Below are 13421 nucleotides of genomic sequence, written 5' to 3' on the forward strand. Positions count from 1 at the left end.
GAGCGTACGGACGTGCGAGCCGGGTGACCTGGGCCCTTGGCCCCAAACCCGGGCCCAACGGGCGATGCCCCGCCCGCCGCGAGGTGTGCGGGGGGCGGGGCATCGGCAGGGGGACGAGGCCGGGTCAGTCCAGGTCGTCCGCGAACGTTCCGGCGCGCTCGGCGACCTCCGGTCTGCGGACCCGCAGCACCGCGAAGCCGACGATGCCGACGACCAGCGCGCCGACGAAGACGTACGGCAGCACGTTCAGCGGCCAGGCCGGGGCGGGCCACAGGTTGCGGTAGAAGACGTAGACCATCGCGGCGGCGCCGATCAGCCCCAGGCCCCAGGTGAGCAGCAGGCCGCGGGCCCCGATCCGGCGTACGAACAGCGGCGCGGCCAGACACACCAGGGTGTAGCTGAGCATGTAGCCGAAGACACCGATGGTGTCGATGTACGTCGTCGCGTTCAGCGGTTCGGTCCCGGCGCCGACCACGAGCACCGCGGGCAGGGCGACGAACGGGGCGACGGCCCAGATGGCCGCGGACGGGGTCCGGTGGCGGGGGTGGGCGACGCCGAGCCGGGCCGGCATCACGCCCTCCTTCGCCATGCCGAACAGCAGCCGGGCGGCGACCGTGACGCAGGCCATCACCACGGCGACGAACGAGGCCGCGAAGCCCGCGTGCAGGAAGAACTTGAGGAAGCCCAGTCCGGACAGCTCCGCCAGTTCGTCCATCGGGTCGGCGCTCTTCGCCAGGGCGTCCGCCCCGCCGAACCCGGCGACCTGCGCGTAGGTGGCGAACATGTACAGCACACCGGCCAGCACCGCGCTGCCCATCACCGAGCGGGGGATCGCCCTGTACGGGTCGGTGGCCTCGGCACCCAGCGACGCGGCGCCCTCGAAGCCGACGAAGCCGAGCACGCCCAGCACCACGGCGAAGACGACACCGTCGAGGGTGGAGCCGCTGAGGCTCAGCTGCTCGGTGTCGATGATGTTCCCGCTCTTGAAGAAGGCGGGGACCAGCACGACGACGATGAGGACGATCGACACGACCTCCAGGACGGAGGCGACCCGGGCCGCCGTCCGCACACTGGCGATGGTCAGCCGGATCGCGACGGCGGCCAGCAGCACATCGAGCAGGATCTGGCCGGGGACGCCGGTGAAGAGCCCGACGCCGATCTGGTCCAGGGCGCGCGCCGTGTAGTAGCCGGCCCCGGCGAGCGAACCCGAGCCGATGCAGACCGCACCGATGAGCAGTGCCCAGCCGGTCACGAACGAGCCCGGGGCCCCGAGCGAGAGCCGGGAGAAGGCGTACAGCGAACCGACCCCGGCGCGCCTGCGGGCGAAGACGCAGATGCAGTACGCGATGGCGAGGACGGCGGCCATGGCCAGGAAGAACGAGAACCAGGCGCCGTTGCCCGCGGACGCCGCCATGCTGGCGGGGGCGAACGCGATGACGGCGCTGGGTGCGACGTTGGCGACGCTCTGCGCGCCGACCTCGAACGTGGAGACGGAGCGATGGGCCAGGCCGTCGGCCGGCTTCTCGGCGGTGGACTGCCGTCCGGCGGTGCTCATGTCCGGTCCTCCATCATCAGCAGCTGGCGCAGGGCGTGGCCGGCGGCGAGGTCGGCCAGTGCGTCGCCCGCCTCGTCCAGCGGACGCCGTGCCGAGATCATCGATTCCACGTCGAGCTCGCCCGACACCACGAGGTCCACGAGTGCCGGGATGTCCCGGGCGGCGTCGACCGATCCGTAGTTGGAGCCGAGGATGCGCTGGTCGGCCTCGGCGAGGGCGAGGGGGTCGAAGCGCGCGGTGCGGCCGGCCGGCGGGAGGCCGACGATGACGGCGGCGCCGCCCTGGCCGAGCGCCGCGATGGACTGCTCGGTGGTCTCGATCTTGCCGATGGCGTCGAACACGTAGTCCAGGCCCTCCGGGACCAGGGCCCGCAGCGCCTCGACGACATCGCCGTCCCGGGCGTCGACCGCGTCCGTCGCGCCGAGCCGGCGGGCCAGCTCCAGCTTTTCCGGGACGACGTCCACGGCGACGATGCGGCCGGCCTTCGCCAGCCGGGCGCCCTGTACGCAGGACAGGCCCACCCCGCCGCAGCCGATCACGGCGACGGTGGCCCCGGCCTCGACACCGGCCGTGTTGCGGACCGCGCCGACCCCGGTGGCGATGGCGCAGCCGACCAGGGCGATGACGTCGAGGGGCGCGTCCTCGCGGACCTTGATCGCGCCGGAGGCGGGGACCACGACGCGCTCGGCGAACGAGGAGACGCCCAGGTAGTGGTGGGCCGGCTCGCCGCCGACCGAGAGCCGGCTGGTGCCGTCGTACAGCACCCCGCCGGGCGCCACGACCTCGGCGACCAGGCTGCACGCGGCGGGCCGGCCGGACAGGCAGAAGCGGCAGGTGCCGCAGGAGGGAACCCAGGACAGTACGACGTGGTCGCCGATCTCCAGCCCGGTGACGCCCGCGCCGAGCGCGGTGACCACGCCGGAGCCCTCGTGCCCCATCACGACCGGGGTGGGGTGGTCCCACTCGCCGCGGATGACATGGAGGTCGGAGTGGCAGACCCCGGCCGCCGTCACGGCGACCTCGACCTCACCGGGGCCGGGCGGGGCCAGGGTGACGTCGGCGACGGTCACCTCCTGGCCCGGGGCGCGGAAGACGACGCCGCGCACGGTGCGCGCGGTGCTCTCTTGGAAGGACGGGGAGCTCATCGGCTTCCTCCTCGGATGGTGCGGAAGGGGTGGGGAGCGCGGCACTGCCGCGGGGCGGCACAGCGGTCCGCCTGGGACGCTTTGTTTAGCGCCATTAAACTTTCGTCAAGTTTTACAGCACTAAACTCGGTGGGTAAAGACCCTTCTGGCAACCCTTCCGACCTGCGTCTTCCCCCGGCCACCGCCCGTGACCTCGCCGACAGGTAGCGTGTCCGCCATGCCCGAAGCTCCTGACAGCCACATGTCCACGATCGGCCCGAGGCTGCGTGAGCTCCGGCTGGCGCAGGGTCTGACGCTCGCCCAGGTGGCCGAGACGGCGGGCGTGACCAAGGGGTTCGTCAGCCTCGCCGAGCGCGGCAAGACCTCGGTCTCCGTCCCGACCCTGATCCGCATCTGCGAGGCCCTGGGCACCGGCATCGCCACGCTCTTCGACTACCCGGACCAGGACGTCGTCCGGGGCGGCGTGGGCGCCAAGCTGGAGATGGGCGGCCACGGCATCGAGGAGTTCCTGCTGACGCCCGCCGAGGAGCGGCACGTCCAGGTCATGCGGACGATCCTGCGGCCCGGCGGCGGCTCCGGCGGCGCGTACAGCCTGGAGGCCGAGACGGTCTTCGCGTACCTGGTCCGCGGCACGCTGCGGCTGAGCGTGGACGGCGAGCCGCGCCTCCTGGAGGCCGGCGACTCCACGACGTTCTCGGCGCGGGCCGCGCACGCCTGGGACAACCCCGGCGAGGACGAGGCCGAGGTCCTCTGGTCGATCGCCCCGGCACTGCCGCTGTCCCGTACGAAGCTCCGCCCGTAGCGCCCGTAGCGAGGAGACCGAGGGGAGCGGGGCCCATGGGCTGTCCCGTAATCCCTGGCGGGCGGGCGGGCGACGACAGCCACGGCACCTCGCCGCGTTGTCGGGACGTCCGAATACACCCGGTATGCGGACGTCCCTCCGCCTCGCGATGCACCGCATCCGACACCGCGCGCTGATCCACCAGGGATTACGGGACAGCCCTCAGCGGTGCGCGCGGGCCCCGCCGCTCATTTCCCGTCGACCTCGCTCTGGTCGATCGCCACCCGGACCCCAGGACGGAGCCCCCACTTCTCCATCGCCCCGGCCTCCGCCTCGATCACATGCCGGGCCCGCAGCCGGGGCATCCCCAGCCGGCCGGGCTTCATCGTGTGGACCGCCACCACCCTGAACTTCCGGTCCAGGTACGCCACATCGATGGTGAACCGCATCCGGAAGCTGTGCACACTCCCGCACGGGGTGATCATCAGGGCGCCGTCGATCCCGTCCTGCCCCAGCAGCCCGCGACTCCGGGCCCGGTAGGAGGCCGCGATCCGCAGCGGTATCACCTCCTCCGGTCCGCCCTGTGCGTCGGTGACCGTCAACGTGCCTGTGCCATTGCGCCATTGAGCCATGGCCACGAAGGTAGCGGCAGGTGACCTCTCATGGGCCCCCAACAGCGGGCAGTGGGCCCCAGGACCCATGACCCGGGCCCGGCGCCCGCCTAGGGTCGGGCCGTGGACGCCATGCTGACAGTGCTCGCCGCACTCTGGGGCGCAGCGGCCGGACTGCTGGTCCCGCGCGCCGCCTACCGGTTCTCCGTCGAACCGGAGGACCCCTGGCGGGACACCTGCCCCGAGGGACACGCCCTGACCGGCGCCGCCCGCGGCTGGCTGGGCTCCACCCGGTGCGCGCGGTGCGCGGCCGTCCCGGTGCCCGCGACCGCGGGCGCCGAGCCGGAGGACCGGGGCGAAGACCCGGACCGTCCGCGAGCCGACGCGCGTTACGCCCCCGGCGTCCTCGTCCCCGTCGTCACCGCGCTCGCCTGCGCCGCACTCGCGGCGGCCACCGGGCTCCGCCCCGAACTGGCCGTCTGGCTGCTGATGGCCCCCGTCGCCGTACTCCTGGCGACCATCGACCGCCGCGTCCACCGGCTGCCCGACCGGCTGACCCTGCCCGCCGCCGGGGCCGTCGCCGTACTCCTCGGCGCCGCCGCGCTCCTCCCCGAGCACGGCGGATCCTGGACGTCCGCCCTGCTCGGCGGAGCCGCGCTCGGGGGCTTCTACTTCCTGCTCTTCCTCATCAACCCGAACGGAATGGGCTTCGGGGACGTCAAGCTCGCCCTGTCACTGGGCGCGGCCCTGGGCTGGTACGGCTGGGCCGTGGTGTTCGCCGGGGGCTTCGCCGGATTCCTGCTCGGCGCGGTGTACGGGTTCGGGCTGATGGTCCTCAAGCGGGCCGGACGCAAGACCGGCATCCCGTTCGGCCCGTTCATGATCACGGGCGCGCTGCTCGGCATGCTGCTCGGCGCACTGGCCGCCTGACCCCGCCGTGCCCCCGGCCCCGCCGTATTGAAGTCGCGCCGGCAGGCACCCGGCTGACACCATCCCCGTATGTCCGGAACCACCGAAGAAGCGGCAGCCGAAGCAGAGCGCGCACGATTCGAGGCCCTCGTCGCGGAGGCGGCCGCCGTCTCCGTCGACGGCTGGGACTTCTCCTGGCTCGACGGCCGGGCCACCGAGGAACGCCCCTCCTGGGGGTACGCCCGCGCCATGGCGGACCGGATGGGGCGGGCCCGGGCCGCGCTCGACATCCAGACGGGCGGCGGCGAGGTCCTCGCCTCCGTACCGAAGCTGCCGCCGCTCGCCGTCGCCACCGAGTCCTGGCCGCCGAACGTCGCCCGCGCCACCGCGCTCCTGCACCCGCTCGGCGCGGCCGTGGTCGCCGACCCCGACGAGCCGCCGCTGCCGTTCGGCGACAACGCCTTCGACCTGGTGGTCAGCCGGCATCCGGTGACCACCTGGTGGGAGGAGATCGCGCGGGTGCTCACCCCCGGCGGCAGCTACTTCTCCCAACAGGTCGGCCCGGCCAGCGTCTTCGAACTCGTCGAGTACTTCCTCGGCCCGCAGCCACCGGCCGTCCGCACCGCCCGCGACCCCGGGGCGGCCCGGTCGGCGGCCGAGGCGGCCGGGCTGGAGGTCGTCGATCTGCGGGCGGAGCGGCTGCGCACCGAATTCCGCGACATCGGCGCCGTCGTCTACTTCCTGCGCAAGGTGATCTGGATGGTGCCGGGCTTCACCGTCGAGGAGTACCGGCCGCGACTGGCCGAACTGCACCACCGGATCGAGACCGAGGGGCCGTTCGTCGCCCACACCACCCGATTCCTGATCGAGGCCCGCAAGCCGGATGCCAAGGCCTGAGACGCACCCGCCGCTCCCGGCCCGGGGATGCGACCCTGGACGGTGAGCGCCTGGGGAAGGACTTGGCCATGAGGGTGGGGAACGAAGAGGACGCGCCGCGGGTCCCGCGGCAGGGGAGGGCCGACTGGCTCAGGGGGGCGCGGATCACCGGGGTGGTCGGGGTCTTCTACCGCCCGGAGGGACGGCTGGGGGAGCCGGAGGCCGTCGAATTCCTGCTGGCCGACGGCCAGTCGGTGCTCCTGACCTGCGCGTCCGACGGGACCCTGCGGGTCGGCCCCGGTGCCTGGCCGCGGCTGCCCGACTGGTGCGTACCGTCGGGTCAGTGGGAGTTCACCACCGTGTCGAGCCTGCCGGAGCCGCCCGACGGCGGCTGGACGGTCACCCGCACCGAGGAACGCGGGGACCGGAACGGCCAGGTCCGCGAGGCCGTCATCCGCTGCGAGGGCGGCAGCTTCGTGGTCGTCGGCGGCGACACCGTCGCGATCCGCTTCACCCGCGGCCACCGCGGCGCCCCGGCGGCCACCCAGTGACCTGAGCCGGAGACTCGCCGGACACACCCCGGACGTCTCCCGCGCATCCGCCCTACGCGTGCGCCCCCACCGTCACCTTGCCCACCGTCAGCTCCGCGTTGCCCTCCAGCACCGCCCCGACCCGCGCCACCTCCGCCTCCAGCTCCCGCAGCTGTCCGGCCGTCAGCGGGGCCAGCGGTTCCACGGTCACCGCGATCCGGCGGCCCGACCGCCGCTGGTGCCACACCCCGGCGGCCGTGCCGTCGACCAGCAGCACCGGGAAGTTCCCCGCCTGGCCGCCCGCCAGTGCCCGCGTGTACGCCGCACCCGGGAAGAGCCGCTCGCGCGGCCGGGACGCGATGAGGAAGGCGTCGAAGTAGGGGAGCAGACGCACCCCGCGTACCGGCTCCGCCGGGAAGCCGGTGTCGCCCGCCACCACCCAGGCCGGGCCGCCCTCGTACGTCACCTGCTCGATCTCCCCGCGCGCCGCCGTCCCCGCGAACAGCTCCCCGGCCCAACCGGAGGGCGCCGCGAGCCACTTCGCGAAGTGCGCGGGCGTCGCGGGTCCGTACGCGTACAGATAGCGGCGTACGAGACCGGCGAGCGCCCCGGGACCGTCGAGCGGCACGACACCGGGGCGGGTGTAGGTGACCTTGCGGCCGCGATCCGGCCCGAAGCACAGCACCCCCCGGTGACCCGCCAGATGCAGCACCTGCCGCCAGCGCGGCCACATGCCCTGGAACGCGGGCATCACCGGATCGCCCGCCCATGCCCCGGCCCGCTCCACCACCGCCGCGGACAGCTCGTCGACGGTGAGCGCGGGCCCGGTCAGCGCGTCCCCGATCGCGGCGAGCACCGTCTCGACCTGCTCCGGCGTCATCCGGGCGTCCTTGGCGGCCGGGGGGCGGCCGGACGGCAGCGCGGACAACGCCCCCGTCCACAGCGGGAGCTCGTCCATCGGCAGCAGATGGACGGTGCCCCGCGGCCCGAAGGTCTTGACCAGGGTGCGGTCCTTCCACAGCGCGTCGCGCACATCGGCACGGGTCAGGTCCGTGGCCCGCAGCCCGACGGACAGCTCGGCGGCCGACAGGACCTGGGCGTGTGCGGCCGGCAGCGTGGCGACCACTTCGGCGGGGGTGCGGCTGCCGGGGCACACGAGCCCCTGGCGTGCCGTCCGGCGGGCGTTCGCGGCGGTCCAGGTCACGGTTGTGGTTCGGCTCGTCATGACGGGGAAACTACCGGCCCATCAGGTCAGGTCCTGTCCCATACTCGGCGCATGACCTCTGCCAGACGCACGGCCCGGACACTCGCCGCAGCGGCGGCACTCGCCCTCACCCCCGTACTGGCCGGCTGCGGCACCGAGCGGGCCGGTACCGGCGCCGGGGGCGCGGCTCCCGGCACGAACGGCGGCCCGCCGGTCCGGGGCGACTCCTCGGTCGACGGCAGCGACGCCTCGAAGTACCGGGAGAACCACGCCTTCCAGTCCACCGCCGAACTGTCCCCGGCCGACCGGGCCGAGGCGGACGCCGAGGTGGCGAAGGTCAAGGCAGGTCTGGCCGGGATCGCGGAGGGCCGCAGGGCCACCGAGCCCCGGATCCGGGCGGCCCTCACCGCACTGGGCTACAGCTCCGGCGCCATCACCACCGGCACCTTCGGTCCGCACCGCAACACCTTCGTGCTCGACCTCGGCGCCATCTGCGTCGAGGGCTCGCTGGACGGCGTGGTCAACGGCCTGGTCACGGCCGAGGCACACGGCAAATACCTCGAAGGAACCGGCTGTGTGAAGCCGGTCGGCGGGCACTGAGACGTCAACCCGGTGATGCGCGCAACGGAGTCCGGTGAATCCGGAGAGTGATTGTGGAGTGGCGTGGCGCCCAGCATCACTTACGAAGGGTTATGGTGGAAACCCCCCCTCGGGCCGGTCCGTATCCCCCCCCACGGACCGGCCCGTTTTTTGTCCGGACCGCGGCGCCGGGCCCGCTGCGCCCCGCGGGGCCGCCCGTCCCGTCAGCTCCGTCCGGCCCAGATGTTGGTGCCCGCCGTGTCCACGGCGAACGCGTCGATCTCCGTCAACTCCTCGGCGGACAGCGGCTGTCCGGCCAGCGCCGCGACGTTCTCCTCCAGCTGCTTCACGCTCGACGCACCGATCAGCGCGGACGTCATCCGGCTGTCGCGCAGCACCCAGGAGAGCGCCAGCTGGGCGAGCGACTGACCGCGCCGCCCGGCGATGTCGTTCAGCCCGTTCAGCCGGCGCAGCACCTCGTCCGAGAGCAGACCGGGATCCAGCGACTTGCCCTGGGTGGCGCGGGAACCCTCCGGGATGCCCGTCAGGTACTTGCCGGTGAGCAGACCCTGCGCGAGCGGCACGAAGGAGATGCAGCCCATGCCGGCCGTCTCCAGGGTGTCGAGCAGGTCGTCGTCCTCGATCCAGCGGTTGATCATCGAGTAGGACGGCTGGTGGATCAGCGCCGGCACACCCATCTCCTTGAGCAGCCCGGCCGCCTCGGCGGTCTGCTCCGCGTTGTAGGAGGACACCCCCGCGTACAGCGCCTTGCCCTGCCGGACGGCGGAGGCCAGCGCCCCCATCGTCTCCTCCAGCGGGGTCTCCGGGTCGAAGCGGTGCGAGTAGAAGATGTCGACGTACTCCAGCCCCATCCGCTTCAGCGAGGCGTCCAGCGAGGACAGCAGGTACTTGCGGGAACCCCACTCGCCGTACGGGCCGGGGTGCATCTCGTACCCGGCCTTGGTGGAGATGATCAGCTCGTCCCGGTACGGGGCGAAGTCCTGGCGGAAGAGCTTGCCGAAATTGAGCTCGGCGGAGCCGGGCGGCGGCCCGTAGTTGTTGGCCAGGTCGAAGTGGGTCACCCCGAGATCGAAGGCGCGGCGCAGGATCGCCCGCTGGGAGTCCAGCGTGCGGTCGTCACCGAAGTTGTGCCAGAGGCCGAGGGAGACGGCGGGAAGCTTGAGGCCGCTGCGGCCGGTGCGGCGGTACTCCATCGAGTCGTAGCGCGATGGGGCGGCCTGGTAGGAGAGAGGAGAATCAGTCACGTTTCTCTCCTTATCACGGACTTGTGACAGGCCGGGTTGGGCCGGTACGCCGCCCGAGCAGTAATGTGGCGGCTTCGGGGACTGCCACGGCACGGCGGGGCAACGGACTCTGCGGACCCGTGCGGCGCTCCCCAGGGGGACGACCCCGGACCCCGGGAAAAGGGGCGGGCGGGCCCGCACGGAACCGAGAGGTGAACTCAGTGAACTTGCGCGACCTGGTGTACGGGCTCTACGCGCGCCGGGTGGACGCCCGCCTCGACCACACCCAGGTGCCCAAGCACATCGGCGTCATCCTCGACGGCAACCGGCGCTGGGCGAAGGCGTCCGGCGGCACGGCCGCGCAGGGGCACCAGGCCGGCGCGGACAAGATCCAGGAACTTCTCGGCTGGTGCAGCGAGACGGATGTGGAAGTCGTCACGCTCTGGCTGCTCTCCACGGACAACTTCGACCGGCCCGCGTCCGAGCTGACACCCCTGCTCGGGATCATCGAGAACACCGTGCGCGACCTCGCGGCGGACGGCCGCTGGCGGGTCCACCACGTCGGCACCCTCGACCTGCTGCCCGCCCACACCCAGACGGTGCTCAAGGAGGCCGAGCAGGCCACGGTCGACGTGGACGGAATACTGGTCAATGTCGCCGTCGGCTACGGCGGCCGCCAGGAGATCGCCGACGCGGTCCGCTCGCTGCTGCTGGACCACTCCGCCAAGGGGACCTCGTTCGAGGACCTGGCGGAGATCGTCTCCACCGACCTGATCTCCGAGCACCTCTACACCCGCGGCCAGCCCGACCCGGACCTCGTCATCCGCACCAGCGGCGAGCAGCGGCTGTCCGGCTTCATGCTCTGGCAGACCGCGCACTCCGAGTACTACTTCTGCGACGTCTTCTGGCCGGCCTTCCGCAAGGTCGACTTCCTCCGCGCACTGCGCGACTACGCGGCCCGCGGCCGCCGCTACGGCGGCTGACCCTCCGCCGGGCGGCCGTTCCCGGCCCGACCGGCACGGTACCCCCGGCATCTCCGGTACCCCCGGCATCTCCGGTACCCCCGGCATCTCCGGCATCTCCGGTACCCCCGGCCCTCCGGCCCGCACCGCACCGGCATTCACGACCCGTCCGGCGCTTGAGGACGGAACCGCGCGGGCGGTGCGCCCGACCCCACGTGTCCGGGGCACAACTCCCAGCTCACCCCGCACGCCCAGGTCGGCATGGCTTCGCGTGTTCGAGGGAATACCCCTGACAGGTCGACGTCCGGTCAAAAACCAGGCGGACGTCGTGTCCAAGTGAGCGGCATGGAGTCCGCTCGCCCGGGAGGCCCTTTGCACACGAAGGACCGTACGAACAACGCGGCCGACGCGGAGGGCCGGTACCCGGCCCGTGCTTCGGGGCCCGAACCCGGCCCGTCCTCTCCCATTGGGATGCTCCGCGACACCGTCGCACCCCAACCTCGTCCGAGGGGGTACGTCCTTCCGTGGTGACCAGCACAAAGCGCCGCATGTCCGACAGGCGCACCTACGTTCTCGACACCAGCGTCCTGCTGGCCGATCCCAACGCCATGGCCCGGTTCGACGAGCACGAAGTGGTGCTCCCGATCGTCGTGGTCACGGAACTGGAGGCCAAACGGCACCATCCGGAGCTCGGCTACTTCGCCCGGCAGGCCCTGCGCCTGCTGGACGACTTCCGGGTCCGCCACGGCCGGCTGGACGCCCCGATCCCGCTGGGGGATCTGGGCGGGACGCTGCGCGTCGAACTCAACCACTCCGACCCCGGCGTACTGCCGGCCGGCTACCGGTTGGGGGACAACGACTCACGGATTCTCGCGGTCGCGCGCAATCTCCAGGCCGAGGGGTACGACGTCACCGTCGTCTCCAAGGACCTGCCCCTGCGCATCAAGGCGTCCTCGGTCGGCCTCCTCGCCGAGGAGTACCGCGCCGAACTCGCCATCACCGACTCCGGCTGGACCGGCATGTCGGAGGTCCCGCTCTCCGGCGAGCAGGTCGATCTGCTCTACGGAGAGGAGACGCTGTACGTACCCGAGGCCGCCGAACTGCCCGTGCACACCGGACTGGTCCTCCAGTCCGAGCGCGGCAAGGCGCTCGGCCGGGTCACCGCCGAGGGCAATGTGCGCCTGGTCCGCGGCGACCGGGAGGCCTTCGGCATCCACGGCCGCAGCGCCGAACAGCGCATCGCCCTCGATCTGCTCCTCGACCAGGACGTCGGCATCGTGTCGCTGGGCGGCCGGGCCGGCACCGGCAAGTCGGCGCTGGCGCTCTGCGCCGGCCTCGAAGCCGTCCTGGAGCGCAGGCAGCACCAGAAGGTGATGGTCTTCCGCCCGCTGTACGCGGTCGGCGGGCAGGAGCTGGGCTATCTCCCCGGCACCGAGGCCGAGAAGATGAGCCCCTGGGCGCAGGCCGTCTTCGACACGCTCTCGGCGGTGGCCGGGCGCGAGATCATCGAAGAGGTGCTGGGGCGCGGGATGCTGGAGATCCTGCCGCTCACCCACATCCGGGGCCGCTCGCTGCACGACGCCTTCGTGATCGTCGACGAGGCGCAGTCGCTCGAACGGAACGTACTGCTGACCGTGCTGTCCCGGATCGGGGCGAATTCCCGGGTGGTGCTCACGCATGACGTGGCCCAGCGGGACAACCTCAGGGTCGGCCGGTACGACGGAGTCGTCGCCGTGGTCGAGAAGCTGAAGGGCCATCCGCTCTTCGCGCATGTCACCCTCACCCGCTCCGAACGCTCGCAGATCGCCGCGCTGGTGACCGAAATGCTGGAGGAAGGCCAGATCTGATACGGGATACGACAGTTGGTGCCGCCCGGCGAGCGAAGCAGCTTAGCCGGGCGGCACCGCGCTGCGGCACCATTTCCGTAAATCACTTGCTCCAAACGAGGTGTGAGCTTTCACACGCAACAGAGAATTGCTTCCCGGTGTGCCGTTCCGGCAGAGTCTTGCTTCCGTCAGGCCCCGCATACGGCACACCCGCACCTCCACAGGTGCCACGCACCACACAACTCAACAAACGCCGTCCGTATGCCGCCCGCGAGCACCACGCGGCACTCCTTCCGGGGAGTCGCCCACCGGGCCCGTGTCTCCCGTGACCCAGGCAGTAGGGAGGCCAGCGTCAGGGGCACGATTGCGTCCGCGAGGTCACCTAAGCGGGCGATGCTGGAAGGACACCGTGTGAGCCGGATCTCGGTCCGGGGGTTCGCCGTGGCATCTGCCACTGCCGTGACCACCGTTGGCGCCGTCGTAGGCGTTGCATCGGGCAGCACCCCTGCTGTCGACGACAACAACTTCGAGGCGACCGCAGCCGACACCACGCTGCTCGCAGACATCCCCGCGGGCCAGCAGGCCCAGGTGCAGACCGCCTCGCTGACGCAGCAGGCCGACGCCCAGGCCTCCGCGGCCGATTCCGCCGCGAAGAAGTCCGTGGAGGAAGCGGCCCGCATCCAGGCTGCCAAGGACGCCAAGTCGAAGAAGGCGGCGGCCGAGGACAAGCTGGAGAAGGAGCGCCTGGAGAAGAAGAAGAAGGACGAGGCCGAGCGCGCCAGCCGTTCTTCGGTCCGCAGCGCCTCCTCCTTCGCGGCGAAGGGCTCGTACACCATCGCCGAGATTCAGGCGATGGCGCGTCAGATCGTGCCCGCCGACCAGTTCCAGTGCTTCAGCAACATCGTGAACGTCGAGTCGAGCTGGAACTACCGGGCGAGCAACCCGTCCTCCGGCGCCTACGGTCTCGTCCAGGCGCTCCCCGGCTCGAAGATGTCCACGGCCGGGGCCGACTGGATGACCAACCCCGCCACGCAGATCAAGTGGGGCCTCAACTACATGAACAGCGGCCGCTACGGCAGCCCGTGCGCCGCCTGGTCCTTCTGGCAGGCCAACCACTGGTACTAGAACCCGGGATCTCCCGAGGTTCGCGTTCCTCTCGCGCGGAGCCCCCCACCGTCCTACGGTGGGGGGCTCCGCGC

The 13421-nt window shown here is 72.0% G+C and carries 13 protein-coding genes; 8 read left to right on the plus strand and 5 right to left on the minus strand.

What is annotated here, in order from left to right:
* Nucleotides 1-124 precede the first annotated feature (124 nt).
* Together ACGF8B_RS04440 and ACGF8B_RS04445 are read right to left on the minus strand one after the other, a co-directional pair.
* A complete protein-coding gene (locus ACGF8B_RS04440) occupies nucleotides 125-1555 on the minus strand; it encodes an APC family permease (RefSeq protein ID WP_392734720.1) in 1431 nt (476 codons plus the stop codon).
* Nucleotides 1552-2700, minus strand: a complete 1149-nt coding sequence (locus ACGF8B_RS04445) for a Zn-dependent alcohol dehydrogenase (protein WP_392734721.1) — start codon at nucleotides 2698-2700, stop codon at nucleotides 1552-1554. The genes ACGF8B_RS04440 and ACGF8B_RS04445 overlap by 4 nt, the downstream gene beginning before the upstream one ends.
* Before the next feature lie 217 nt (nucleotides 2701-2917).
* Here ACGF8B_RS04445 and ACGF8B_RS04450 point away from each other — a divergent pair, with 217 nt between their 5' ends.
* Entirely contained in the window at nucleotides 2918-3502 is a 585-nt protein-coding gene (locus ACGF8B_RS04450; RefSeq protein ID WP_392734723.1) for a helix-turn-helix domain-containing protein, read from the plus strand.
* 227 nt (nucleotides 3503-3729) lie between these two features.
* On the opposite strand, the gene ACGF8B_RS04455 is transcribed toward ACGF8B_RS04450, so the two are convergent.
* Nucleotides 3730-4113 carry a DUF192 domain-containing protein gene (locus tag ACGF8B_RS04455; RefSeq protein ID WP_392734726.1) on the minus strand — a complete coding sequence of 128 codons (384 nt, stop codon included), beginning with the start codon at nucleotides 4111-4113 and terminating at the stop codon, nucleotides 3730-3732.
* A gap of 102 nt (nucleotides 4114-4215) precedes the next feature.
* Here ACGF8B_RS04455 and ACGF8B_RS04460 point away from each other — a divergent pair, with 102 nt between their 5' ends.
* From ACGF8B_RS04460 to ACGF8B_RS04470, 3 genes are all read left to right on the plus strand, one after another.
* Nucleotides 4216-5022, plus strand: a complete 807-nt coding sequence (locus ACGF8B_RS04460) for a prepilin peptidase (RefSeq protein ID WP_392734728.1) — start codon at nucleotides 4216-4218, stop codon at nucleotides 5020-5022.
* Between the two features lie 69 nt (nucleotides 5023-5091).
* Entirely contained in the window at nucleotides 5092-5898 is an 807-nt protein-coding gene (locus ACGF8B_RS04465; RefSeq protein ID WP_342282511.1) for a class I SAM-dependent methyltransferase, read from the plus strand.
* 68 nt (nucleotides 5899-5966) lie between these two features.
* On the plus strand, nucleotides 5967-6428 hold the full coding sequence (locus tag ACGF8B_RS04470) for a hypothetical protein (protein ID WP_392734730.1): 462 nt from the start codon (nucleotides 5967-5969) through the stop codon (nucleotides 6426-6428).
* 52 nt (nucleotides 6429-6480) lie between these two features.
* On the opposite strand, the gene ACGF8B_RS04475 is transcribed toward ACGF8B_RS04470, so the two are convergent.
* Nucleotides 6481-7632 (minus strand): winged helix DNA-binding domain-containing protein, encoded by a 1152-nt coding sequence (locus tag ACGF8B_RS04475; RefSeq protein ID WP_392734732.1) that lies wholly within the window; start codon nucleotides 7630-7632, stop codon nucleotides 6481-6483.
* 51 nt (nucleotides 7633-7683) lie between these two features.
* On the opposite strand from ACGF8B_RS04475, the gene ACGF8B_RS04480 reads away from it, so the two are divergent.
* Nucleotides 7684-8211, plus strand: coding sequence for a hypothetical protein (locus ACGF8B_RS04480; protein ID WP_392734734.1), 528 nt, complete (start codon nucleotides 7684-7686; stop codon nucleotides 8209-8211).
* A 203-nt stretch (nucleotides 8212-8414) separates the two neighbouring features.
* Here ACGF8B_RS04480 and mgrA read toward each other — a convergent pair whose 3' ends face one another.
* Complete coding sequence (gene mgrA, locus ACGF8B_RS04485; protein WP_392734736.1) at nucleotides 8415-9455, minus strand: L-glyceraldehyde 3-phosphate reductase; 1041 nt, start codon at nucleotides 9453-9455, stop codon at nucleotides 8415-8417.
* 200 nt (nucleotides 9456-9655) lie between these two features.
* Between mgrA and ACGF8B_RS04490 the strand changes: the two genes are divergently transcribed.
* The 3 genes from ACGF8B_RS04490 to ACGF8B_RS04500 all read left to right on the plus strand — a co-directional run bounded on the left by ACGF8B_RS04490 (nucleotide 9656) and on the right by ACGF8B_RS04500 (nucleotide 13347).
* Nucleotides 9656-10417, plus strand: a complete 762-nt coding sequence (locus ACGF8B_RS04490) for an isoprenyl transferase (RefSeq protein ID WP_392735470.1) — start codon at nucleotides 9656-9658, stop codon at nucleotides 10415-10417.
* A gap of 503 nt (nucleotides 10418-10920) precedes the next feature.
* Nucleotides 10921-12243: a PhoH family protein gene (locus ACGF8B_RS04495; protein WP_323180020.1), complete on the plus strand. Its 1323-nt coding sequence runs from the start codon at nucleotides 10921-10923 to the stop codon at nucleotides 12241-12243.
* Nucleotides 12244-12633: 390 nt separating this feature from the next.
* A complete protein-coding gene (locus ACGF8B_RS04500; protein WP_392734738.1) occupies nucleotides 12634-13347 on the plus strand; it encodes a transglycosylase SLT domain-containing protein in 714 nt (237 codons plus the stop codon).
* Nucleotides 13348-13421 lie beyond the last annotated feature (74 nt).

Origin of the sequence: Streptomyces sp. NPDC047917 (assembly GCF_043204345.1) — a bacterium.
Lineage (GTDB): Bacteria > Actinomycetota > Actinomycetes > Streptomycetales > Streptomycetaceae > Streptomyces > Streptomyces sanglieri.